The sequence below is a fragment of the Kosakonia sacchari SP1 genome, from assembly GCF_000300455.3.
Lineage (GTDB): Bacteria > Pseudomonadota > Gammaproteobacteria > Enterobacterales > Enterobacteriaceae > Kosakonia > Kosakonia sacchari.
Window position 1 is genome coordinate 3,612,611 of sequence record NZ_CP007215.2, and the last position, 21,021, is coordinate 3,633,631.

Sequence of the window (21,021 nt, forward strand, 5' to 3'; positions counted from 1 at the left end):
AATCAGCGCCCAAGAAAATTTGGCTTACGTTTTTCCATAAACGCGCTCATTCCTTCCTGATAATCCCGGCTGTCATAAACGGCGCGACGCATACCCTGAATACGTTCAAACTCGTCCGAATTCATGGTATGTGCTTCGCCAAGCACGCGTAGCTCTTCTTTAATTACCGCGATGGCAAGCGGTGCTTTCTCCGAGATCTGATGCGCCATCTGCAAGGTGAAATCTTCCAGCTCGCTGGCGTCGACAACATGGTTCAAAATGCCAACTTCCCGCGCCCGCTGCGCCGTGATGGGTGCCGCAGTGAAAATCAGCTCTTTAACGATATGGAACCCGGCGTCGCGCGTCAGGTTATGGATACCGACCAGGTTATAAGGAACACCGAGATTAACGGGCGTCATAGAGAAGGTTGAAGAACTGGCGGCAATAATGAGATCGGAACTCATGATCATCTCAAACGCCCCTCCCCAGACGCTTCCTTCCACCATGGAGATCACCGGCTTCGGGTATTTTTGGATCATGCGCGTGATCTGCCGTAGCGGGTCGTCATAAGAGAGAGGATCGCGCCGCCCCGAGGGTAACTCGTGGATATCATGTCCGGCGGAGAAGACTTTCGCGCCGTGTGACGCACGCAGGATCACGCAACGGATCTCCGGTTTGTTAAGATCCTCCAGCGCCCGCATCAAATCATCAATAAACACCTTGCTAAGCGCGTTAAGTTTGCGTGCGTAATTAAATTCGATAACAGCCACTTTTTGAATAATGGTTACAACCACATACTCGTACGACATATCAATTCCTTTTTACTGTGCAAAATAGTGATGCTGAAGGTATTCACGGATGTGCTGTAAGCCCGTGCGCGGCGCTTGTTGATTATTTTTCACCTCATCAAGCGTTTGGTTAAAATCTTCACGGAAAGCGCGGTGGGCATAAAGCTGGCGCATCGCCTCTTCTTCCACCTGTTTTCGTAGCCACGTCACCGTCTGCTGCTGACGCAATAATGGGAGATGACCACTTTTTGTCATCACATCGTAAAAATGAACAATTGCCTGCCAGACATCCTCTATGCCTCGCTTTTCCAGTGCGCTACAGCTCAACACTGCGGGTCGCCACTGCGGATATTTGTGATGAACGATAGCAAGCGCACTGTCGTAAATTTGCCGGGCAATGGCGACTGCCGCGCGGTTGTCGCCATCATCTTTGTTGATAACAATGATATCGGCCATTTCCATGATGCCTTTTTTGATGCCCTGCAACTCATCGCCACCACCGGCGATTTGCAGTGAAACGAAGCAATCGACAATGCTTGCGACCGCCGTTTCAGACTGACCAACTCCCACCGTTTCCACTATCACCACATCGTAATTAGCGGCTTCGCACAGCAGTATCAATTCACAGACGTGCGGACTGATACCGCCTGTAGCACCGCCGGAAGGCACCGGCCTAATAAATGCCGCGTCGGCTCTGGCCAGTTCCGTCATGCGGGTTTTATCACCCAGCAAACTGCCGCCGCTGAGTGGGCTACTAGGATCGACCGCAATAACCGCCACCCGTTTGCCAAAGTCAACGAGCATCATGCCAAAGGTATTAAGAAAGGTACTTTTCCCGGCACCGGGTGTCCCGGTGATACCAATGCGTATTGCCTTACCCGTCTCAGGCATAATCATGTCCAGCAAGTGTTGGCTCAGCCTCTGATGCCGTGAAAGCTGGCTTTCCACCAGCGTCATAGCCTGTGCGAGCGCGACGCGATCGCTCGCGCGCAACCGCCGAACACATTCATCAAGGGTTTGTTCATTAATCATGGCGCTGACTAATCCGCTCCAGTACATCGCGTACGCTTTCCAGCATCGGTGTACCAGGGCCGTAAATGGCTGCCACACCATGTTCACGCAGGAAGTCGTAATCCTGTGGCGGGATCACACCGCCGGCAATGACACAAATATCCTCACGGCCATATTTCCTTAATTCGTTAATCAATTCAGGAATCAGCGTCTTATGACCTGCTGCCAGCGACGATGCGCCAACCACGTGCACATCATTTTCCACGGCCAGCCGGGCAATCTCTTGCGGTGTAGAAAACATAGGGCTGAGATCGACATCAAAACCTACATCGGAATAAGCACTGGCAATGACTTTTGCCCCCCTGTCGTGCCCATCCTGCCCCATTTTCGCAATCAAAATGCGCGGACGACGGCCATGCTCAGCCAGAAAATGTTGCGTTTGTGTAATGATGGCGTCGAATTCAGCCGCCGCTTTACTGTCCTGCTGATAGCTTTGCGTGATCACCCCCGTAACGCATTGGCTGGGGACCAGGTAGCGGTCAAACGCTACTTCCAGCGCACTGGATATCTCGCCAAGCGTCGCACGCAATCGTGCGGCCTGAATCGCCGCAGCAAGCAGATTTTCGTTGTGTTGGGCGGCATGGGTCAGCGCGGACAACGCATCGTGAACGGCAGCGGAATCACGCGTAGCGCGGATCTTTTCAAGTGCGGCGATTTGCTCGTTACGCACCTTCACATTGTCGATTTCCAGTACCGGCGTTACCGTTTCTTTATCGAGCTTGAATTTATTAACACCGACAATGGTGCGTTTACCCTGGTCGATAAGCGATTGCTCGCGCGCGGAAGCCTCTTCAATCATGCGTTTTGGCAACCCAGATTCGATAGCCTTCGCCATCCCTCCGGCATCATCGATCTGGCGGATAATTGCCCGCGCCTCTTTTATGATTTGATCGGTCAGAGATTCGACATAATAGGAGCCTCCGAGCGGATCGACGGTACGGCAAATCTCCGCCTCTTCCTGCAAGATAATTTGCGTGTTACGCGCAATTCGCGCCGAAAAATCCGTTGGTAGCCCCAGCGCTTCATCAAACGCATTGGTGTGCAGAGATTGGGTACCGCCAAGCGTAGCCGCCAGTGCTTCAATAGTGGTGCGAACAATATTGTTGTAGGGATCCTGTTCCGTCAGGCTCCAGCCGGATGTCTGACAATGAGTGCGCAGCGCCAGCGATTTCGGATTGGTCGCGCCAAACCCACTCACAGCTTCACTCCATAAATAGCGGGCGGCACGCAGCATAGCGACATTCATAAACAGATCCATGCCTATACCGAAGAAGAAAGAGAGACGCGGGGCGAAGTCATCAATTTTCAGGCCTGCGGAGAGCGCGGCTTTTATATATTCAATGCCGTCCGCAAGGGTAAACGCGACTTGTTGAATACAGTTAGCCCCCGCCTCCCCCATATGGTAACCGCTGATGCTAATCGTATTAAATTGCGGCATATTGGCGGAGCACCAGGCGATTATATCGGCAATAATCCGCATCGATGGCTTAGGTGGGTAAATATAGGTATTGCGGCAGAGATACTCTTTTAAAATATCATTCTGAATCGTACCAGCTAATTTTTCAGGAAAAACGCCCTGCTCTTCCGCTGCAACAATATAAAACGCCATGATAGGTAAAACCGCACCATTCATCGTCATCGATACCGACATTTTATCCAGCGGAATATTGTTGAAGAGTATTTTCATATCTTCCACGGTATCAATAGCGACCCCCGCTTTTCCTACATCGCCCGCTACGCGCGGGTTATCCGAGTCGTATCCCCGATGGGTTGGTAAGTCAAACGCAACGGAAAGCCCTTTTTGTCCTGCGGCGAGATTTCGTCGGTAAAACGCGTTCGACTCCCTGGCGGTTGAAAACCCGGCGTACTGGCGTATCGTCCACGGTTGAGCGGTATACATTGTGGCGCGCGGCCCGCGCGTATAAGGCGGAAACCCCGGTAGCGTGCCGGTGTTTTCCAGTGCGCTCAGATCGTCAGGAGTATATAAAGGCTTAATCGCAATGCCTTCTGGCGTCAGTTTGACCAGCGATTCAACGCTTTTTCCCTTGCGACTGAGCTCTTTATTCGCGACATTTTGCCAGTCAGTCATTGTAGCCATACATATCTCCGTTATTCCAAATCAATAACTCACTGGGCAGAAATAGTAATTTCCACTATCAATGTTGTCGCCAGCAAAAAAAGACCTGCGACAATTCATTTTTTGCCGCAGGTTATATTCTGATTTTTTATCACGCGATAATTAATAGTATGAGCACGTCGCTTATTTAATATTTATGGAAAAAGAACCGTTCAGTCGTTTCCTGTACATGATCATCAGGATTTTCTGCAATATCTCCAGCGACGTGCCGTATATAGTGATTTTGCCCGGAAAGTTGCGGGAAAGACGGAGTCGCCGAACTGGCAGTAGAGGCGAACGTTAAAAGAAGAAAAAACCAGGCTACGCTTAACTTTTTTCCCATCATGCCTATACCTTTCAAGAGAGAGTTAACAGCCAACATACTGAGAGAGAAAGCGTCAGTAAGTGTCAGGGATGTTCAAACCTGTCCCGGCAGTTGTAATGAGTCATGGGAAATGAAATCCGAAGGAAACAAAAAAACCGCCCTCAGGCGGTATGGTTACAGATCAGATTCTAACGCATCCTGAATCGCATCGGCGAGGGTGGCAACTTCTTGCGAGACGTTACGTAAATCCATCTGGCTACGAATGCCCGCGTTGGCCGTGGTTGCAGAAACCGCCGCTTTTGAAATTTCCAGCGCTGCCTGTACAGCTAACAAGCGCTTTCTGTTTTCTACCGCCTCATCCCCTGTCGCCCCATCAAGATCAAAATACCCTTCTAACATTACCTTCTCCTTCGGGTTTACCAGCAAAGACCAAGCATACACAGTTGAGCAAGAGGATGAAAATGTAAACGCATTGCGAGTCGCCTCGTAAAACGACGTTATGGCGAGTATTTGAAATAAACAGTAGACGCGCGTTAAAAGGAATTATCGGGCGGGAGATAGGATGTTCAGTGAGCTTAGTGAAAGATACCTGTCGAGTGGCAGCAAAAAAATGAGGATAAAGAGTGCGATTACAACGCCGGTGATTGTGCAGGTTGTCCATTTGCTCTTTATGCCGGTTAAGAAGAAACATTTATGACACTGAGCGATAGCTAAAACCCTGGCAAAAAAAACCGCTCGGACAGAGCGGTAGAAGAACATCACCAGGGAAAATAGGGTTAACGATGATAGCGCGTTAACTATAGTTACTTTCTGTCGCTCTGCCAGTTCAAAAACCATTAATTAAACCAATTACATAGAGAGCCCATACCTATCAGAAATCGATTACAAATGAGAATAATCTCATTGCCAGTAAAGTAATAATTAGCAAACTAACAAACGTAACGAATATGCATTTGCATCCCTCAGGAGCAGCCCGGATTTCCTATTCCTGAGGGTCTTTTCTTTTCGATGTTCATTCCCCTTTCCACTTAAATGAAATACGTTATATCCTCCCGAACGACTCACGCTGCGGCCCATGTAAAAAGCCGTGCGGCAGAGGTACGTTTGCAATAACAGCTTCTTTTCCCTTCATATTACAGGCCCGTTATTTCCTGCATACCAGCAGCTATTTCATGTGCACTCAACCAGGCAGTTCGCCACTTCGATGCAGGCAAAATTTTTTTATTTGTGGTCTTGAAAAATGTGTTAAAGGAATTATTTATATAAGCGGACAAGCAAAGCTTGCCTTTAAGTTGAACTTTTGAATTGATTATTCAGGAGGTTAAGTTATGGCACTCAAAACCTTGTCAGCACTCCCCGGTTTTACTGACTCTGTTTTTGCTGACCGTTTTAATCGTATCGACCGGCTTTTCAGCCAGTTAACTGGTGACTCACCGGTGGCATCATTACCGGCTTATGACCTGAAAAAAGTCGATGCAAGCAATTATCAGCTCCACGTAAGCGTCCCCGGCTGGAAAGAAGACGAACTCGAAATCGAGACCGTCGGCGGGGTACTAAATGTATCCGGTAAACGCGCAGAAAATGAAACCCATGATGAGCAGGGCTGGATATACAAAGGTATTCGCCGCGCGGATTTCCGTCTGAGCTTTTCACTTCCGGAACATACAAAAGTGAGCAACGCAAAACTTGAAAATGGCATATTGCTGGTGTCCATTTATCAGGAAATTCCCGAGAGCGAAAAACCGCGTAAGATTGCCATTGAAAATACGCAAAAAGCCATTGAACATCAGGCTTGATAGCTTTTCGTCTTCATCTAAGGCCCGCGCATGCGGGCCTTTTTCTTATCCTGTTCCTGGTACGCTGCCTTGCCGACACGTATAAACGCGAAGAGATGCTTTTCGCAGAATGTGTAACCAGTTGGACGTAGCTGTAGTTCATTACTGTGACGCCCCCATCATCAAGCGGCAAAATGAAAAAGCCGCACGATTCTGGCGCTGTGCAAAAGGATTACGGGCAAAATGCTCAGGGATAGTGTATGGTTGCAGGCCATTTATCAGGAAATACTCTATGCCACAACGCAAAGACTCAAAAAACAATCGCAACTTCCTCACCAAATGCACCTGCCCTCACTGTTCACAACAGTCAGAACATAGCTTCTCCCGAGTCCAGAAAGGCGCCGCGTTAATGTGCCCGCACTGCAGTAAAATCTTCCATCAGGACAAAGCCGCTTTCGCTTAAAACCGAGCTATGTTGAGAAACCGGTCGAAATATCAGGGCCGGTTATCGAGCTGGGCGTTCCTGACAATGAAAGCCACGGCAAATATTTCGGTCTGAATCACGCCAGCATAATTGTTCTTAAGTAACCGTTGATCAGCATGCGAAGAAGGATTGCCTGGGTAACGCCGCAGAACTGGCCTAACACTTCAGCAACCGTTCAGTCGTTACCTTCATCAACGGTGTAGCTCACAAGCTGACACCGAAAACTCACCAGTCGGCACCGATCGCAAACATCTCGCTCATTTTAAGACACATAGAATGTGCTTTTAATGGTGCGCCTCCAGCCGTAATAACCCATATCAGTGGCTGGCGAACGGCTGTGGTTGTCGGGCGCACTCTGCTCATTAACAATAAATTTATAAATATCAAATAATTAACCTATGAACTTGTCCAGTCTGATACTGAAAGGATGTATAACCACCACAAAACTATTTCATCCTTCATTATAGAAATCTCGACCATAATATATTCAGGGGTGATGCGGCTAATAACAGGGGCACTTATGAAAAACTTAATACTCGGTGTGATTGCAAAAATCTCGAAAATGGATGCGGAAGCCAAGCTACTTGCAGCCAAAGTGGAAGCTCAGTCTTTACTTATCGGGGCGTTGATGCTGACACTTGGCAAAAACGGTGGCATGAATGAAATGCTTGATAATGTAAAAAAAGCGATTAACGCAGCGCTTGATGCGGCTGATATTCCGCTGAAATCAGATGCAGAACTACTTATGAATGAATTTAACAATCTTATTCAATTAACTCAGTTGCTTGAAACAAACGACGCTGAAATTGATATAGAAGCGTTAAAGGGCGCGTCCGATAAAATTTGACGCAATGCGGTTATTAATCATAAGGCTGGAAAGATAAACATCCGGCCTTTTATTTGCGCGGATACAGTGGCATCTCTTTACCCAAACGTTTGTCATGAACCCACTGCACGACAGGACCAGCAACAATGCATAAAGCCTGCGTATGACCCGCTTTTTCATTGCCACCCTGCAGCGAAGCTACTCTATCAGTTGGTTGCATTGATCCCTTGCGATCAGTGAATTGATGGCTGATGTTTCGATTCGCTCGCGGAGAGTGAAATCATCCCATAGAGCAGGCTCATCATGTCTGCGCTGGAAAGTTCGAACATGTTGATGGTGATGCAATCTTACCGTCTGACATCAATCCAGGCTGATACGCCGTCCTGATGTTATCCCGATCCGGTTTGACCGTGGCGCCACTGGTTTTATTTGCCTAACTGAACGATATTAAATATTCACATCACACCGATATTCGCGACAGAACATTTCTTGTTTGTCGGTGAGCACCACAGTATTTTTTTAAGGAGAGGTTATGAAGCCAGTAGAAGACGCGATTAATGACCTGCAGTGTCGTGCTTTAGCGTATGAAATCATTTTTCAGTCCATTTGCTCAGAGTTGCCGCAAGTGTTCATCGATAAAGCCGTAGAGAACATTGAGCTTAACTTCAAAGCATTTGAATCTGGCACGCATTCTGAAGCTGGGAAAGCAAAGCTTGAAGCGGCGAAAGCTATTGCCTCAAGAATTGTAGGAACAAAGATTTAACCTCTCTCCAGGCGTGGTCCTGAAGTGGAGGGGAAATCATCATCATTTCTTCTCCACTTTCTTCATTGCTGTGTTGTCGCGGTTGTTATGGTCTGAAATGTGGGCGCGCGCACCCAAAGGCAAGGAAAAGGCCTGATGTTTCACTCACCCGACAGTTCTGAAATAAACGTCCGCGATAGTCGCGCATAGAAGTCTGAACGCCATCAAGCATTTCCAGTTCGATACCTTAGACATATGGACGAACGGGTTAATACAGTCCGGGGGGCCGTTATCTATTCTTCGAAAAACGAAAGGATGGGAAAGTACAGAAATGGTGCGTTGATAGACTCCCCAGGCACCGAATTACCTAACGGAATACGCACGGAAGATTGATAGCATTGTGGGTGCTAACGACACAAATACGACACAAGGAGGAAATCAGGCTGAACTAAAACTGGCGTAAATATTTGATTCGTAATGGTACGCCCTACAGGGTTCGAACCTGTGACCTACGGCTTAGAAGGCCGTTGCTCTATCCAGCTGAGCTAAGGGCGCATTACGTGGATACTCCACCGTTGAGGTGGAAACGCCTGGAATTATACGGTCAGCGACTGGTGAGTCAATGTATTTTCCGCTGGTTGCTTGCTTAGTGAACGACGCAGCACGTTTTCGCAACACCTATCCCATTTATGCCCGAAAAGACCTGGTTTTTATACTTATCCTGATCGCTTCCTGGGAAAAGTCCCATGTTTCTTTAAGTATTCGCGCCTATATCCACTGACTTATGAAGGTCAAAATGTTTCCATTAACTAATGTAATGGAGCCTATACGTGACAAATAGAGCGAAACAAAAAAAAGCCTGGGGTTATCAATGTAAATCAGAACCGATTAAACAGCGCGATAATAATGATGGTGTGCTTAACCGTCAGCCGACCATTCTCGCGACCGGAAACAGCGTTAAACATGATTCCTGGTCGTTTGCGCTGCGGTTATTACACGACCAGACGCGAAATGTAACATTGCCGGAATCAACGGACCAATGCTTGCCTAATCTGCCGCTTAATTCTCAGCCTTACACCATCTCGTTTATGGACATCCCAATGTTATATCGCCCTGATTTAGCGGTTAGCCCGCTGAACTGGCAGTTATTTTTCACGTCTGCCGCCGCGTTTTATCCAGATGATCCCCCCGGGAGGCGCCAGAAGCTTTTGTTAATACAGACTGCCCTACATCCGGTTTACTGGTTGATAAAACGACAACCTGGCAGCGCCTTTATACGTTCGATATTCTCAAACCAGGCATGAATCAGGACCGTCAATTTGCCCGCATGTCATCCATTCAATGGCGCGAAACAGCCCCACAACCCGTTACAACACAACATCCGGGCGCACAGTTTGCGCATGGTTTTTTTTGGCCAACACTTTTCTGTCAGGAAAAGTGAAATACGTTTGCGAGGGAAAATGCGAACTTTCATCCGCCGGGAAAAAAATCGCCGTCACAGACCCGATCACCGGGTTTTACCTTATCGGGAATATCCGCCACCAGTGTTTGACAGGCTGGAATATCTTACTCAGCAGCTCAGTTTCGCCCTGCCTGAATGCATCATCAACCAGATATTGATTTCAACCGATTGCTTTCTCAGTTATGCGTGGAACAGGGGCCTCTTCTCCGGCAAACGCAACGCCGTATTTTCATCGCTCGATTTAGCACATCATCGGTTCGCAGAGCCGCATCTCTCACATCTGATCGTGGATATGGAAAGCTTGCTCACATCCCGTTTTAGCGCCCTGGAAACCCTGCGACAGCTTGCTTTGCATAATCGCAAACTTCATATCTATCTGTTAGCGACAAAAAGCGACACGCCACTGTTCAATTTCCTGCGCGCTGCGGGCCCCTTTCGCGTATTAAAACGGGAGCTCCCCGTCACGCCATTCAGGCAGGCACTGCTGACTCCAGCCTCGCCCGTGGATGTTTCACGCAAATTCCCGCCGGTAGAGTGGCAGATGTTCACCGCGCTGGCGCAAGGAAAAACGATGAAACATATCGCTCACCTACTCAATCTCCCTTACCATCGCATTGTTTATCGCCTCAACACGCGACTAAGGCAACTTGGGTTGCCCGATCGTCAAAGTTTGCTTCATTTACTGCATCGCTTAACGATTGATGCGAATCACTATTGGGGATAACAGGCGTTGCTATCCTTCTCGACTAAGAAATTACTTAGTCAAGTTTTGATGCCGGGTATGTTTTTTACATAAAACCAACAATTACAACTATTCCTGGCATTGTCCCTTTTTTTAAAATCCACTCAGATTCCACCCAACGCGCACGTTGTTATCCGGATTTATAGCAATGAAATTGCGACAACAGCTATTAACAATAAGCAAACAATCAAATAATTACATTGTTTTAACCATTAAAAATGGCGTAAAAAACCACATTTAACAAAATCAGTAAACTTTCGTGCCAAATATTCGACCACCAATTATTACTCCCAGAACTTCATATTTAGAAATAGCCTTTATGAACTCTTAACGCTTTTCTGCCAGAACTTCCCAGGTATAATTACAGCGACTTATTAATAATTACGATATCTCTCTGTATTAGCACGTAATTGATATTCCCCACATGCGTAGGTGACGGGTAGAAATAACTTAGCGAGTAAGGATGCTATCGATTTTCCCAGGGGATTATTCTTCCTCATAGAATATTTGAAGTTACATTAGACCTTTCGACGTCTTTCGCACTTACGCATAGGCGTGGCATAAAAAAACAAACTGAGGCAAAAAAATGAAACCGGCTTCCGTTATCATTATGGACGAATATCCTATTGTCAGGATGTCGATAGAGGTGCTTTTAGAGAAAAACCAGAATGTAAAAGTGGTACTAAAAACGGATGATAGCCGCGCAGCGCTTGATTATATCCGTACACTGCCCGTTGATCTGGTTATTCTGGATATTGAACTTCCTAAAACAGATGGCTTTACTTTACTGAGAAGAATCAAAGCATTACGAGAGGATGTCAACGTGCTTTTTTTATCATCAAAATCTGAATCATTCTATGCAGCACGCGCCATTCGCGCTGGCGCGAATGGTTTTGTCAGTAAGAGGAAAGAACTCAACGATATTTATAACGCCGTAAAGATGATTCTTGCCGGGTACTCCTTCTTCCCATCAGAGACACTGAGTTATATAAACCAACCGGGCAAAAAGAAAGGGGAGCAGCGGGATATGCCGCTTTCTAATAGAGAAGTCACTGTATTGCGCTATCTGGCCAATGGATTATCAAACAAAGAGATTGCGGAACAACTTTTATTAAGCAACAAGACGATCAGCGCTCATAAATCGAATATTTTTTCGAAACTCGGTGTGCATACCATCGTCGAGTTGATTGATTATGCCAAATCACACGAACTGCTCTAGCGATATATGCCCGAAAAAATTCCCGGGCATATTTTTTGAAATAAGTTAATAGTAATTAATCGCGAAAGTCGCGTCGGCATTTGCTATGCCGGGCGCAGGATCATCTGCCAGCGCAATGTAATTTGCGTAGAACTGCAGCGTTGCATTGCCATTGCTGTCCACGGCTATCTCCTGGCTGGCTGTCTCCAGCGCTAACGGCGTGCGATCTCTGTCGCGCAGCTCAACAGCCACTTTCTGCGCCATCACGCTATCTTTTAACGCCAGGAGTGCCGGGTTGCTGGCGGCTCTGCCCGAAAATGTGAGCGACGCGCTACCCGGTGGGCACCCGGCTAATCGTAAGCTAAAACGCACCGGGGGCGTGGTGTTACCGGCATTTTGCAACTGCTTAGTGGGCCAACGGCCTAATTGCACCATTTTGTCGCTGTCAGCCGTCTCGACATAACACGTAAAGTCCACCACCGTCGCGCGTAGCTGAATGTTAATTTCCCCAAGCGGCGTATCGGCGGTCGCAAACGGGCTCAGCCAGCACCCAACGAGCATGACATGGCGCGGTTTGATAAACATCATGGCTCCTTAATCATAATCAACGCGCAAATAGCCCCGCGCCACAAAATCACCCTCGGCGGGTTTAAAGCCTGTGGCACTCACCGGCCACGCACTGATATCAACACGCGCAGAAGCGTTGTCATCAAGCTGGAAAGGAATTTTGCTACCCAACATGTTGGGTGTAAGCGGGTTCCCCTCACGGTCAGCGACGACAAACCCCACGTCGGGATTATCAGAAACCATCACCTGCCCACTGACTTTTTCCGCTTCCAGACGCATCGAAAGATAGGCCTGAGCGTCAACATTCGTGCACTCTATTGCTACGGTTTTTATTTGCGGATCAACACCGTTCGGGCGATTTCCTGGCCCGGCCTGACTAAAGAGCGCGGCGCCAATTTTATCAAACTCAAATTCAACGACCTGGCCTGCATTGAGTTTGCAGCTTTGCGGCACTTCCACTTTGCCGCTGTAGCTAATGGTATAGACCGGGACCGCGAGCGCATCGGTGTCCGTACTGGTGACATACACCCTAAACATGGTTTGGCGCGGGATCGGCACCATATTGATAAACGGCCGCAGCACTCTAAGTTTAAAAATAAGTTTCGAGTCCATTACGCCAAAAGGCTTCTGATTGGGTACGTTAGGATGTGTTCCCATGCGAATGAAATTCCTCGGCGGGAAAAAGATGCCGGCGTAATCATCTGTGATGCTCATCGCCCCTTCCAGATAATCATTTAACTTCAGGTACTTGTAACCACCGTCAGTGGTATTTATCGGCATATCAGAGATATAGCTTCGGTAGGTATAATTCACTTTGGTACCAGCAGGACAGATAGCCTGGACGCCAACCCAGCCAGCTTTTTCCGGTAACGTCACCACCTCTCCAACATGGTTATTCCCGCTGGTAAACAGGTTCGACAGGTCATAATAGATATCTGTCGGTATGCCTTTCGCGTTCACACAAATCGTGGCCTGCGCCGACATCGCTGCCAGTAACAACAAACCACAAAGCAGTGCATCAAATCTGTTCATAAAATCATCCTTGTTCACAACGGGCGCTAGTCACCACCACGGCCTGTTGCAGGCTGGCTTGCGGTAAGGCGTAGCGTGCCAGGCAGCGTGACTGCGTGCCGTCTCCCCACTGCACCAGTAGTTCCCCCAGCAATGGCAAGCCGCTTAAATAAGCCTGTCCGTCCTCGCCCACCATGCCGGTCACGCCGCTTCCGGTTTCACGCACCACCGAACCAAACGGCACCGGGCGATCGCCGCGCATCAGCGTAATCAGTGCGCGGACGCCAATTCGGGTGTCAAAGCTGGCGCGGACCAGTGCACCCTGCGTCGGCACGACACTACTGACGCTGTTTTGCACATCGGTGTGGTTATCCATCGTGTTGGTATCAAGCGCAATGCGGTTGTAACGATAAACCGAGGCATAAGGGACGATGGCGTAGCCTCGCCAGTCGGTTTGCACCCCGGTCTGATTTTCGACCCGCACGCCCTGCGCGCCCGGCGCTTTGATAAGTACGTTGGTATCGCCAAGCGGCTGGCTAAAGGTCACCCCGTCTGCGTGCGCGACCACGCCCCCGCCAAGTTGCCAATTATATTCGTGCTGGTAGGGATCGTAGTTGTAACCAAGGCCGAGCGTGCCCCAGCCAGCCTGCCAGTTGGCATTGGCACTGCCGCTGTAACCATTTGTGCTGCTGTGCCCCTGGCTTACGGTGTAACTGAGGTTGCGTCCTTCCAATAGTGTGCCGCCAACCCCGCTCTGCCAGCTGTTTTGCCCGTTGCTGTTGCGGCTGGCGTTAAGGTTGGCATAAGTGCGATCCAGCGCGCTTCCCCGGCTGTAGCGCTGCCCACTAAGAGCGCTAAATGGCACGGAAAGATTCAACGCAATAATACGATCCGTATTATTGATGCCGGGTGAGCGGCTCCACGACCAGGTAAGCGAATAGCTCATCCCCCGCCAGCCGCTGGCGTAACCGATTTGATACCAACTGCTGGGCTTCACGTTGTTCCAGTAAGTTTGCTGGCTGCCGGAAATATACAACGAGCCGTAATCCCCCAGGTTTTGCGAGATATTGACCTGAAAGCGCCCTTTTCGGTTGTTGTTGAGGTTGTGGTAGCTAACGAGCACCGGTTTTGGCCGCCGCCCCCCTTCCCCCTCGTCCTGGTCTTCATACTCATAACCCTCCATGCGGCGATAGGCGACATCACTCAGCGTGTAAAAACCACGCGTCGAATAGCGATACCCGAGCAGTTGAAAGTTGGTACCGTACTGGTTGAGTGATTTGGCATACAAAAAGCGTAACGATTGCCCCTGATGTGTGCTGCCATCCGCCAGTTCACTGCGAGCCTGGGTAAAATCGAACGATATCGCCCCCCAGCCACCAAGGTTTTTGCCTGCGCCCATCACAAATGCGTTATAGCGCTTCGCCAGTTGAGTTCCGCCATAGGCGGTGTAACCACCCGCCAGGCCGCCGATCACGCTGCCCTGAACAAAAGATGGGGAAGATTGTTGATCGTTGCCGCTGCGAAAATTCCCGGCCACGAGGTCATATTTAAAGCGCCCTTCACGTTGCAGGATCGGCACCGTCGAATACGGCACCGTATAACGTTGTTGACTGCCATCTTTTTCATCCACGGTAACGTCAAGATCGCCACTGGATGAGGTTGGGTTCAGATCGGAAATAACAAAAGCGCCCGCCGAGACATAACTCTGATAAATGACATACCCGTTCTGGCGGATGGTTAATTTGGCAGGCGTACGCGCAATACCGCGTACGGTTGGCGCGTAACCTTGCAGGCTATCGGGAAACATATTGTCGGCAGAGTAAAGGCGCACCCCGCGAAAACCGAGGCTATCAAAAACGTCGCTGCCGGTATTACTGTCGCCTATCACCAGCTCGCTTTTCAGCGGGATAATGGAACGTTGCAACCAGCTTCCGATGGTCCTCCAGCTGCGGATATGCTCCTTCCCGTCACTGCTGTAACGCCAGGCGCTGTTATTACGTAACCGCCATGCACCATAATTCAGCCCGCTTTGTAAGCTCAGAAAACCGTTATTGCTGCCGGGGCTGTGGCTACCCGTAAAGCTATAGTTAAGCAACGCAGCGGTAATGCCATCGTCCCACTCCTCTGCGGGAATATAACCGCGTGCGCTGTTCAGCATTGAAGCCTGGGGTAAGCCAATATTCAGCCGCATTGCTGAGAAATCAAAATCAGCTTCAGCACCAGGTATGGCGGTTGTGATATCGATACAGGTTTCGCCCTTGTCGGTGAGCAGCGCCGGAAAAGCGCGGATATTTACGCCCAACCGCTTGAGCAAATCGGGAGTGAAGCATGGCATCAGACCGCCGGAAGCGGGCGTCGCCCCGTGCGGGGCAATAGCGAAACGCAGATCCTGGGTGGCGATAAATTCACCGTCGCGCCAGATATCCACCCGATAAACGCCCGGAGGCTGGTTACCTTTTTCAAAGCGCGACAAATCGGCAACGGCAGCGGCGTCCTCTGATAAAAACGCCGGGTTGAAGTAGTTCTCTGCACGGCTCATTGCCGGGTGCAACACTGCCAGCACCGACAACGCCAGCCGCGAGTAAGCTGAAGGAGACGTGCGCTTATTCATAAGCATCCCTGTCATTTGTCCGTGTTATGGCAGACCAATAGTTTTCACCGGCGTCAGCGCGCCGTAATCATTCACCGTCTGGAAAGTCACTCCGCCCTGAACATTGGGAGGAATAAGTAATTGCGCGCGGCCTTTGGGCGCGACCATGACATTGTCGAGCCTCTGTTTGCCGATATGAACATTCACCAAAGTGATGTAATACGCGGAGGGGTTAGTGATGTTCAGGTGTTTATCGAGACGCGAAAACTGCAGTTTCGCAGGCGCATCGTCTGTTAGCCCGGATAGACTTTTCGGCCGAACAAACAGCTTAATGCGTGAGAGGACAGCCAACTGCAGCACGTTTTTGTCCGTGGCACTCTCTTTGTTCACCGATGGAATCGCTTTTACGCTCAACCAGAACAGAGATTCACGGTCGTCGGGTAACGGTTGCCCGGCGTAAATAATACGTAGCGTGTTTTCACTTTCCGGCTCGCTAACAAAAAGCGGTGGGGTTACGACAAACGTTTTTTCTTTTTCTCCATGGTTATTTTCCACCCATGAATTCACCAGAAAACGGGCTTTCTTATCGCTATTAGAAATAGAAAGCGAGGTCTGTTTATCCTCGGCAGAATAAATAACCCGGGTTGCGCCAAGTGCTATTCCACCTGCGGCGTTTACCGGCAGCGTGATGGATAATAAAAAGCTGACAAGCCAACCTGGTTTAAAAAAAATGTTCATAGCGAAAATAACTCTTCAGAATATTATGATGGTCGCAAGAAATACATCAGGGGTAGACCAGGGTAAACCAGACATCTGAACGCAAGTGTCCTGGCGTAATACGTTCCGTAATAGCTCGGTAGCGCGCGGAAAAATGCAGCGTGATTTCATCGGCAACCAGCGGGGAATAAGCATGAGGCATACTGTTGGGTATAATTTGCCGTTGCTGTTGATCAAACAGCGCCAGCCCAATGCCTTCAGCCCCTTCTCCTCCCGTACTGTGTGCGACAAAAACTTGCGGATCTTCCGGCGGCGTTTGCCCGGAAAACACCACGCCGACATAGCGGGATACATCCGCATCACACGCCGTTAAACGCAGTGCAAACCCTGTGCTTATGGGAGAGAAACTGCCGATGCCGGAAAATGCATCAGTACGGTGTTGCCCCATCTGCACATGTAAATCTTCACTGTCTGGCGCAACCGCACATGCGCCATTGACCAGCGATCCGCGCAGGTGAACGCGTCCACCGTCAACGACTGCCGCCTTTGCCAGCAAAGGCATCATGCACAACATGAATGCCTGCGTGAGACCTGTCCTCATCATGGGTAATTTCTCGCATTACACTATTAAGCGCCTCATCCCTGAGGCCACGTCATCCCTGAAAGTAATGGGTTACTGGTAATTCATGATGAACGTCGCATCCGCATTTGCCTGCCCTGGTGTCGCGGTCGCGCTGGTGGCCTTATAACGTGCGGAGAAATGCAAGGTGTTGGTGCCTGCAAGCAGATCCTGTGCGGTGGAGAAGCTCGCGCCGTCCGGGCTCAGCGTTTTAGAGGCGTTATCAAGGATTTCGATCCCCACCCCGCTTGCCGTTGTGCTGTTGTCACCGGAGGTGACCGCCAGCAGCGTATTATCGGTGGCATCGGCCTGACCCGAAAACGCGACGGAAGCCGTCGGGAAGATATTTGGATCGCAATCATTTAGCACAATGTTGAACGGTACCGATCCGCTGGTAGCCCCTACGCCCGTGAAGGAGGCGGTGCGATATTGCCCCAGCGTCACGGTCTGATCGGCGGAAGCGGTGCTGACAGCGCAAGCTGCATTCACCAGTTCCCCTTCAAAATGCACATTACCGCCGCTTACGGTGTCTGCGTGTACGGCTCCCGCCATCAGCATCAATCCTGCAGCAACAGAACTAGTCATTAATTTCATATTCATACTATTTTCCTTGAAATAAAGAGTTGCGATTCCGACATCCTGCCGAAAACCGTTTGAGACTTGCTTACGCTAAATACCAGATGAAAGAACCTTTTCCTGTGAAGATATAACGCATCGGGAACAACTTATTCGCTTCCCATTTCTCCCCTGGGAAAACACCCGATATTTTTCTCTGTGGACAGAACAACTAGCCACAACATAACAATAGGGATTGCGTAAAAATTAAAATATTCGCCAATACTGTCATTACGCCAGGTCTGTTCTTATTAGCGCTTAGGAAAAGGCCTGGCTTTTATTTATCAATCGGATAAGAAATAGCCGTAAATGCCTGTAACGGTGGCTTAATACCGGCGTTTCTTAGGGGTGATGAATTGTTGAAATTTGGTTAACAACCCGCGACGGCGAAGCCCTTGATCTGCCGCGATTTCAGGCGCAGCGGTGGCGAAATCCGCAAACGGTAACTGACAGCGCGCCGCGCTTCTGACAAAATAGCCGCCATCCCCTTAGTTGATATGACAGATGGAATCCTCTCTCTGATGGCAGCAAAGATTATTGATGGTAAAACGATTGCGCAGCAGGTGCGCTTTGAGGTTGCTGAAAAAGTTCGGGCGCGCGTTGCGGCAGGATTTCGCGCTCCTGGCCTGGCGGTCGTACTGGTTGGCAGCAACCCGGCATCACAAATTTATGTCGGCAGCAAGCGCAAAGCCTGTGAGGAAGTGGGTTTCATCTCCCGCTCTTACGATCTCCCGGAAACCACCAGCGAAGCGGAACTGCTGGCGCTTATCGACAAGCTGAACGCCGATACCGCCATTGACGGTATTCTGGTACAGCTGCCGCTGCCTGCGGGCATCGACAATGTGAAAGTGCTGGAACGCATCGCACCGGACAAAGACGTAGATGGTTTCCATCCGTATAACGTAGGCCGCCTGTGCCAGCGCGCGCCGCGTCTGCGCCCATGTACGCCGCGCGGTATCGTCACGCTGCTGGAGCGTTACAACATTGATACCTTCGGCCTCAACGCCGTGGTGATTGGGGCCTCTAATATCGTTGGTCGCCCGATGAGCATGGAGCTGCTGCTGGCCGGGTGCACCACCACCGTGACGCATCGCTTCACGAAAAACCTGCGCCAGCACGTGGAAAACGCCGATCTGCTGATTGTCGCCGTGGGTAAACCGGGCTTTATTCCCGGCGAGTGGATCAAAGAAGGCGCGATTGTAATTGATGTCGGTATTAACCGTCTGGAGAACGGCAAAGTCGTCGGCGATGTGATTTATGAAGAAGCCGCCGCGCGAGCAGCGTATATTACGCCGGTACCGGGTGGTGTTGGCCCGATGACAGTCGCCACCCTGATCCAGAACACGCTGCAAGCGTGTGAAGAATACCATGATGTAAAAGGCGTATAAGATGGCAACATTTTCTCTCGGTAAACATCCGCACGTTGAGCTGTGCGATCTGCTGAAACTCGAAGGCTGGAGCGAAAGCGGCGCGCAGGCGAAAATCGCCATTGCCGATGGCTTTGTCAAAGTAGATGGCGCGGTTGAAACGCGCAAACGCTGCAAAATCGTCGCCGGTCAAACGGTGAGTTTTGAAGGCCAGAGCGTTACCGTAACCGCGTAATCACGCGTAGCAAGCCGGGTTTCGTGTCACCACAGCCCGGCATCTTTTTTCTCATTCTCCCTGCCGTCATCACGGTTAATTACCGATCAACCTCAAAGAATCATTAATTCATCTGGCTAAATGTGAAAATTTAGTTGCAGCCCGTTACGGCTTATCTCACGATAAGTAGAACGTTCTACTAAAACGTTCTACTAACAATAACAGCGCCAAAAGAGCGCTACTTCGGGGGAAATCAGCATGGGTCTGATATCAGGGTTTGTTAAATCATTGTCTAAATTGTCGATGATTGGCCGCGCGTTGATGTTGCCAATCTCGTTGCTACCAGCCGCAGGCTTGTTACTCGCTTTCGGCGATAAATTCCACTTACCGCTGATGATGAACGCGGGTGGCGTTATCTTCGATAACCTGCCAATGTTGTTCGCCATCGGTTCGGCGGTTGGTCTCGCTTCAGAATCCGGGATTGCGGCACTTTCTGCGGCAGTATCGGTATTCATTACCAATATTACTATCGGCACCATGTTAGGTATCACGCCGGAGATGGCCTCGCAGGGCGGGAAATACGCCATGGTGGTCGGTATTCCAACACTGCAAATGGGCGTTTTTGGTGGTCTGATCTGCGGTATTCTCGCCGCCTGGTGTTATAACCGCTTCCACACCATGCAGTTACCGGAGTTTCTCGGCTTCTTCTCTGGTAAGCGTTTTGTTGCTATCGCTACCGCGTTCTTATCCTTTGTGCTTGGCCTGCTGCTGCCCTATGTCTGGCAACATATTCAGGCGGGCATCGATGCGCTTTCCGTGATCGTCAACGGTGATAATCAGGCCGCGTCGACGTTTATTTTCGGTTTAGTGGAACGCGCGCTGATCCCGCTTGGTCTGCACCATATCTGGTATCCCTCGTTCTGGTATTCGTTTGGCAATTACACCACGCAAGCCGGCCAGGTGATCCATGGCGATCAGACTATCTGGTTCAAGATGCTGGAAGAAGGGGTGAAATCCTTTAGCAGCGATACCTACCAGAACGCCGGTAAGTTTATGCAGGGTGAGTTCCCGCTGATGCTGTTTGCGCTGCCTGCGGCCTGCCTTGCGATGTACCACGAAGCACATACCCGTAATAAGAAGATCGCGTTTGGTATTCTCTTCTCTGCCGCACTGACTTGCTTCCTGACGGGCATTACCGAGCCGGTTGAATTCACCTTTATCTTCGTTGCGCCCATTCTCTACGTCTTTAACGCCATTATGGCCGGTCTGGCGTATATGACGATGTACCTGCTGCACGCGCACATCGCGAAATCCTTCTCCGCCGGGTTTATCGATTACTTGTCGTTCGGTATCCTGCCGTCGTTTAACGGTTATCAGACCAACTTCCTTAACGCGGCGATCGTTGGCATCCCGATGGCGCTGATTTATTACTTCACCTTCCGTTTTGTGATCCGTCGCTTCGATGTGAAAACACCGGGACGTACGGAAGTTACCGCCGTGGCAGATGATAAAACCGACAGCGAACTGGCAACCGAGATCATCGCCATGCTGGGCGGCGCGCAGAATATCGACTCCGTCGGTTCCTGCATCACCCGTTTGCGCCTGGAAGTGGCAAAAAGCGAAATGGTGGATAAAGATGGCCTTAACGGCCTGGGTGCACGCGGCGTGGTGTTTGTCGGCGATAGCGGTATTCAAGTTATTTTCGGCGCGAGGGCGCAATTTATCGCCCAGACCATGTCCACAATGATCGGCAAATAATAAGATACCGGGTTGGCGCGTCCCGTACGCGCCATATCAGGTGGAAAACCGGGAA

The 21,021-nt window shown here is 49.9% G+C and carries 20 protein-coding genes, 1 tRNA gene and 1 pseudogene; 11 read left to right on the forward strand and 11 right to left on the reverse strand.

All coding sequences use genetic code 11. The features are described 5' to 3' along the window. Positions 1-2 precede the first annotated feature (2 nt). The 4 genes from scpB to C813_RS40145 form a co-directional block, all read right to left on the reverse strand. Complete coding sequence (gene scpB, locus C813_RS40130; RefSeq protein ID WP_017455735.1) at positions 3-788, reverse strand: methylmalonyl-CoA decarboxylase; 786 nt, start codon at positions 786-788, stop codon at positions 3-5. A 12-nt stretch (positions 789-800) separates the two neighbouring features. Further along, on the reverse strand, positions 801-1,799 hold the full coding sequence (gene meaB, locus C813_RS40135; protein WP_017455734.1) for a methylmalonyl Co-A mutase-associated GTPase MeaB: 999 nt from the start codon (positions 1,797-1,799) through the stop codon (positions 801-803). Then, positions 1,792-3,936, reverse strand: a complete 2,145-nt coding sequence (scpA, locus tag C813_RS40140) for a methylmalonyl-CoA mutase (RefSeq protein WP_017455733.1) — start codon at positions 3,934-3,936, stop codon at positions 1,792-1,794. Before scpA ends, meaB begins: the two co-directional genes overlap by 8 nt. 517 nt (positions 3,937-4,453) lie before the next feature. Beyond that, a complete protein-coding gene (locus tag C813_RS40145) occupies positions 4,454-4,678 on the reverse strand; it encodes a hypothetical protein (protein ID WP_017455732.1) in 225 nt (74 codons plus the stop codon). Positions 4,679-5,607: 929 nt separating this feature from the next. On the opposite strand from C813_RS40145, the gene C813_RS40150 reads away from it, so the two are divergent. The 5 genes and pseudogenes from C813_RS40150 to C813_RS47570 form a co-directional block, all read left to right on the forward strand. Next, entirely contained in the window at positions 5,608-6,075 is a 468-nt protein-coding gene (locus C813_RS40150; protein ID WP_017455730.1) for an Hsp20 family protein, read from the forward strand. 271 nt (positions 6,076-6,346) lie between these two features. Next, a complete protein-coding gene (locus tag C813_RS47565; RefSeq protein WP_216848957.1) occupies positions 6,347-6,517 on the forward strand; it encodes a YnfU family zinc-binding protein in 171 nt (56 codons plus the stop codon). Between the two features lie 541 nt (positions 6,518-7,058). After that, entirely contained in the window at positions 7,059-7,385 is a 327-nt protein-coding gene (gene iraP / locus C813_RS40155; RefSeq protein ID WP_017455729.1) for an anti-adapter protein IraP, read from the forward strand. Between the two features lie 511 nt (positions 7,386-7,896). Then, complete coding sequence (locus tag C813_RS40160) at positions 7,897-8,127, forward strand: hypothetical protein (RefSeq protein WP_017455727.1); 231 nt, start codon at positions 7,897-7,899, stop codon at positions 8,125-8,127. 202 nt (positions 8,128-8,329) lie between these two features. Further along, a pseudogene (locus C813_RS47570) lies at positions 8,330-8,569 on the forward strand (integrase); the annotation flags it as partial. 15 nt (positions 8,570-8,584) lie between these two features. Here the strand turns inward: C813_RS47570 and C813_RS40165 are convergent. Continuing rightward, a tRNA-Arg gene (locus C813_RS40165) sits at positions 8,585-8,661 on the reverse strand. 275 nt (positions 8,662-8,936) lie between these two features. On the opposite strand from C813_RS40165, the gene C813_RS40170 reads away from it, so the two are divergent. The 3 genes from C813_RS40170 to fimZ all read left to right on the forward strand — a co-directional run bounded on the left by C813_RS40170 (position 8,937) and on the right by fimZ (position 11,529). Next, the gene (locus tag C813_RS40170; protein ID WP_025263703.1) at positions 8,937-9,410 is read left to right on the forward strand and encodes a hypothetical protein; all 474 of its coding nucleotides are present in this window, start codon (positions 8,937-8,939) and stop codon (positions 9,408-9,410) included. Between the two features lie 96 nt (positions 9,411-9,506). Next, entirely contained in the window at positions 9,507-10,292 is a 786-nt protein-coding gene (gene fimY / locus C813_RS40175) for a fimbria biosynthesis regulator FimY (RefSeq protein WP_238593064.1), read from the forward strand. 604 nt (positions 10,293-10,896) lie between these two features. Beyond that, a complete protein-coding gene (gene fimZ / locus C813_RS40180; RefSeq protein ID WP_017455723.1) occupies positions 10,897-11,529 on the forward strand; it encodes a fimbria biosynthesis transcriptional regulator FimZ in 633 nt (210 codons plus the stop codon). A gap of 45 nt (positions 11,530-11,574) precedes the next feature. On the opposite strand, the gene sfmF is transcribed toward fimZ, so the two are convergent. The 6 genes from sfmF to fimA all read right to left on the reverse strand — a co-directional run bounded on the left by sfmF (position 11,575) and on the right by fimA (position 17,612). Next, positions 11,575-12,093: a fimbria assembly protein gene (sfmF, locus tag C813_RS40185; RefSeq protein ID WP_017455722.1), complete on the reverse strand. Its 519-nt coding sequence runs from the start codon at positions 12,091-12,093 to the stop codon at positions 11,575-11,577. 9 nt (positions 12,094-12,102) lie between these two features. Then, positions 12,103-13,107, reverse strand: coding sequence for a type 1 fimbria D-mannose specific adhesin FimH (fimH, locus tag C813_RS40190; protein WP_017455721.1), 1,005 nt, complete (start codon positions 13,105-13,107; stop codon positions 12,103-12,105). Between the two features lie 4 nt (positions 13,108-13,111). Further along, positions 13,112-15,697, reverse strand: a complete 2,586-nt coding sequence (locus C813_RS40195) for a fimbrial biogenesis usher protein (protein ID WP_017455720.1) — start codon at positions 15,695-15,697, stop codon at positions 13,112-13,114. A gap of 24 nt (positions 15,698-15,721) precedes the next feature. Continuing rightward, complete coding sequence (gene fimC, locus C813_RS40200; RefSeq protein WP_017455719.1) at positions 15,722-16,414, reverse strand: type 1 fimbria chaperone FimC; 693 nt, start codon at positions 16,412-16,414, stop codon at positions 15,722-15,724. Between the two features lie 46 nt (positions 16,415-16,460). After that, positions 16,461-16,997, reverse strand: coding sequence for a type 1 fimbrial protein subunit FimI (gene fimI, locus C813_RS40205; RefSeq protein ID WP_025263705.1), 537 nt, complete (start codon positions 16,995-16,997; stop codon positions 16,461-16,463). A 69-nt stretch (positions 16,998-17,066) separates the two neighbouring features. Further along, a complete protein-coding gene (fimA, locus tag C813_RS40210) occupies positions 17,067-17,612 on the reverse strand; it encodes a type 1 fimbrial major subunit FimA (protein WP_017455717.1) in 546 nt (181 codons plus the stop codon). Between the two features lie 536 nt (positions 17,613-18,148). Between fimA and folD the strand changes: the two genes are divergently transcribed. From folD to C813_RS40225, 3 genes are all read left to right on the forward strand, one after another. Then, positions 18,149-19,015 carry a bifunctional methylenetetrahydrofolate dehydrogenase/methenyltetrahydrofolate cyclohydrolase FolD gene (folD, locus tag C813_RS40215; protein WP_017455716.1) on the forward strand — a complete coding sequence of 289 codons (867 nt, stop codon included), beginning with the start codon at positions 18,149-18,151 and terminating at the stop codon, positions 19,013-19,015. A 1-nt stretch (position 19,016) separates the two neighbouring features. Next, a complete protein-coding gene (ybcJ, locus tag C813_RS40220) occupies positions 19,017-19,229 on the forward strand; it encodes a ribosome-associated protein YbcJ (protein ID WP_017455715.1) in 213 nt (70 codons plus the stop codon). 237 nt (positions 19,230-19,466) lie between these two features. Beyond that, on the forward strand, positions 19,467-20,966 hold the full coding sequence (locus tag C813_RS40225) for a PTS transporter subunit EIIC (RefSeq protein ID WP_017455714.1): 1,500 nt from the start codon (positions 19,467-19,469) through the stop codon (positions 20,964-20,966). Positions 20,967-21,021: the final 55 nt, after the last annotated feature.

What these genes read in the sequence shown, in the direction of transcription:
- fimA (WP_017455717.1), bottom strand. Translation starts at nt 17,612, where the DNA reads ATGAATATGAAATTAATGACTAGTTCTGTTGCTGCAGGATTGATGCTG.
- fimY (WP_238593064.1), top strand. Translation starts at nt 9,507, where the DNA reads ATGGTTTTTTTTGGCCAACACTTTTCTGTCAGGAAAAGTGAAATACGT.
- C813_RS40225 (WP_017455714.1), top strand. Translation starts at nt 19,467, where the DNA reads ATGGGTCTGATATCAGGGTTTGTTAAATCATTGTCTAAATTGTCGATG.
- C813_RS40145 (WP_017455732.1), bottom strand. Translation starts at nt 4,678, where the DNA reads ATGTTAGAAGGGTATTTTGATCTTGATGGGGCGACAGGGGATGAGGCG.
- iraP (WP_017455729.1), top strand. Translation starts at nt 7,059, where the DNA reads ATGAAAAACTTAATACTCGGTGTGATTGCAAAAATCTCGAAAATGGAT.
- fimI (WP_025263705.1), bottom strand. Translation starts at nt 16,997, where the DNA reads ATGATGAGGACAGGTCTCACGCAGGCATTCATGTTGTGCATGATGCCT.
- fimZ (WP_017455723.1), top strand. Translation starts at nt 10,897, where the DNA reads ATGAAACCGGCTTCCGTTATCATTATGGACGAATATCCTATTGTCAGG.
- C813_RS40160 (WP_017455727.1), top strand. Translation starts at nt 7,897, where the DNA reads ATGAAGCCAGTAGAAGACGCGATTAATGACCTGCAGTGTCGTGCTTTA.
- C813_RS40195 (WP_017455720.1), bottom strand. Translation starts at nt 15,697, where the DNA reads ATGAATAAGCGCACGTCTCCTTCAGCTTACTCGCGGCTGGCGTTGTCG.
- sfmF (WP_017455722.1), bottom strand. Translation starts at nt 12,093, where the DNA reads ATGTTTATCAAACCGCGCCATGTCATGCTCGTTGGGTGCTGGCTGAGC.
- C813_RS40150 (WP_017455730.1), top strand. Translation starts at nt 5,608, where the DNA reads ATGGCACTCAAAACCTTGTCAGCACTCCCCGGTTTTACTGACTCTGTT.
- scpA (WP_017455733.1), bottom strand. Translation starts at nt 3,936, where the DNA reads ATGGCTACAATGACTGACTGGCAAAATGTCGCGAATAAAGAGCTCAGT.
- folD (WP_017455716.1), top strand. Translation starts at nt 18,149, where the DNA reads ATGGCAGCAAAGATTATTGATGGTAAAACGATTGCGCAGCAGGTGCGC.
- C813_RS47565 (WP_216848957.1), top strand. Translation starts at nt 6,347, where the DNA reads ATGCCACAACGCAAAGACTCAAAAAACAATCGCAACTTCCTCACCAAA.
- ybcJ (WP_017455715.1), top strand. Translation starts at nt 19,017, where the DNA reads ATGGCAACATTTTCTCTCGGTAAACATCCGCACGTTGAGCTGTGCGAT.
- fimH (WP_017455721.1), bottom strand. Translation starts at nt 13,107, where the DNA reads ATGAACAGATTTGATGCACTGCTTTGTGGTTTGTTGTTACTGGCAGCG.
- scpB (WP_017455735.1), bottom strand. Translation starts at nt 788, where the DNA reads ATGTCGTACGAGTATGTGGTTGTAACCATTATTCAAAAAGTGGCTGTT.
- meaB (WP_017455734.1), bottom strand. Translation starts at nt 1,799, where the DNA reads ATGATTAATGAACAAACCCTTGATGAATGTGTTCGGCGGTTGCGCGCG.
- fimC (WP_017455719.1), bottom strand. Translation starts at nt 16,414, where the DNA reads ATGAACATTTTTTTTAAACCAGGTTGGCTTGTCAGCTTTTTATTATCC.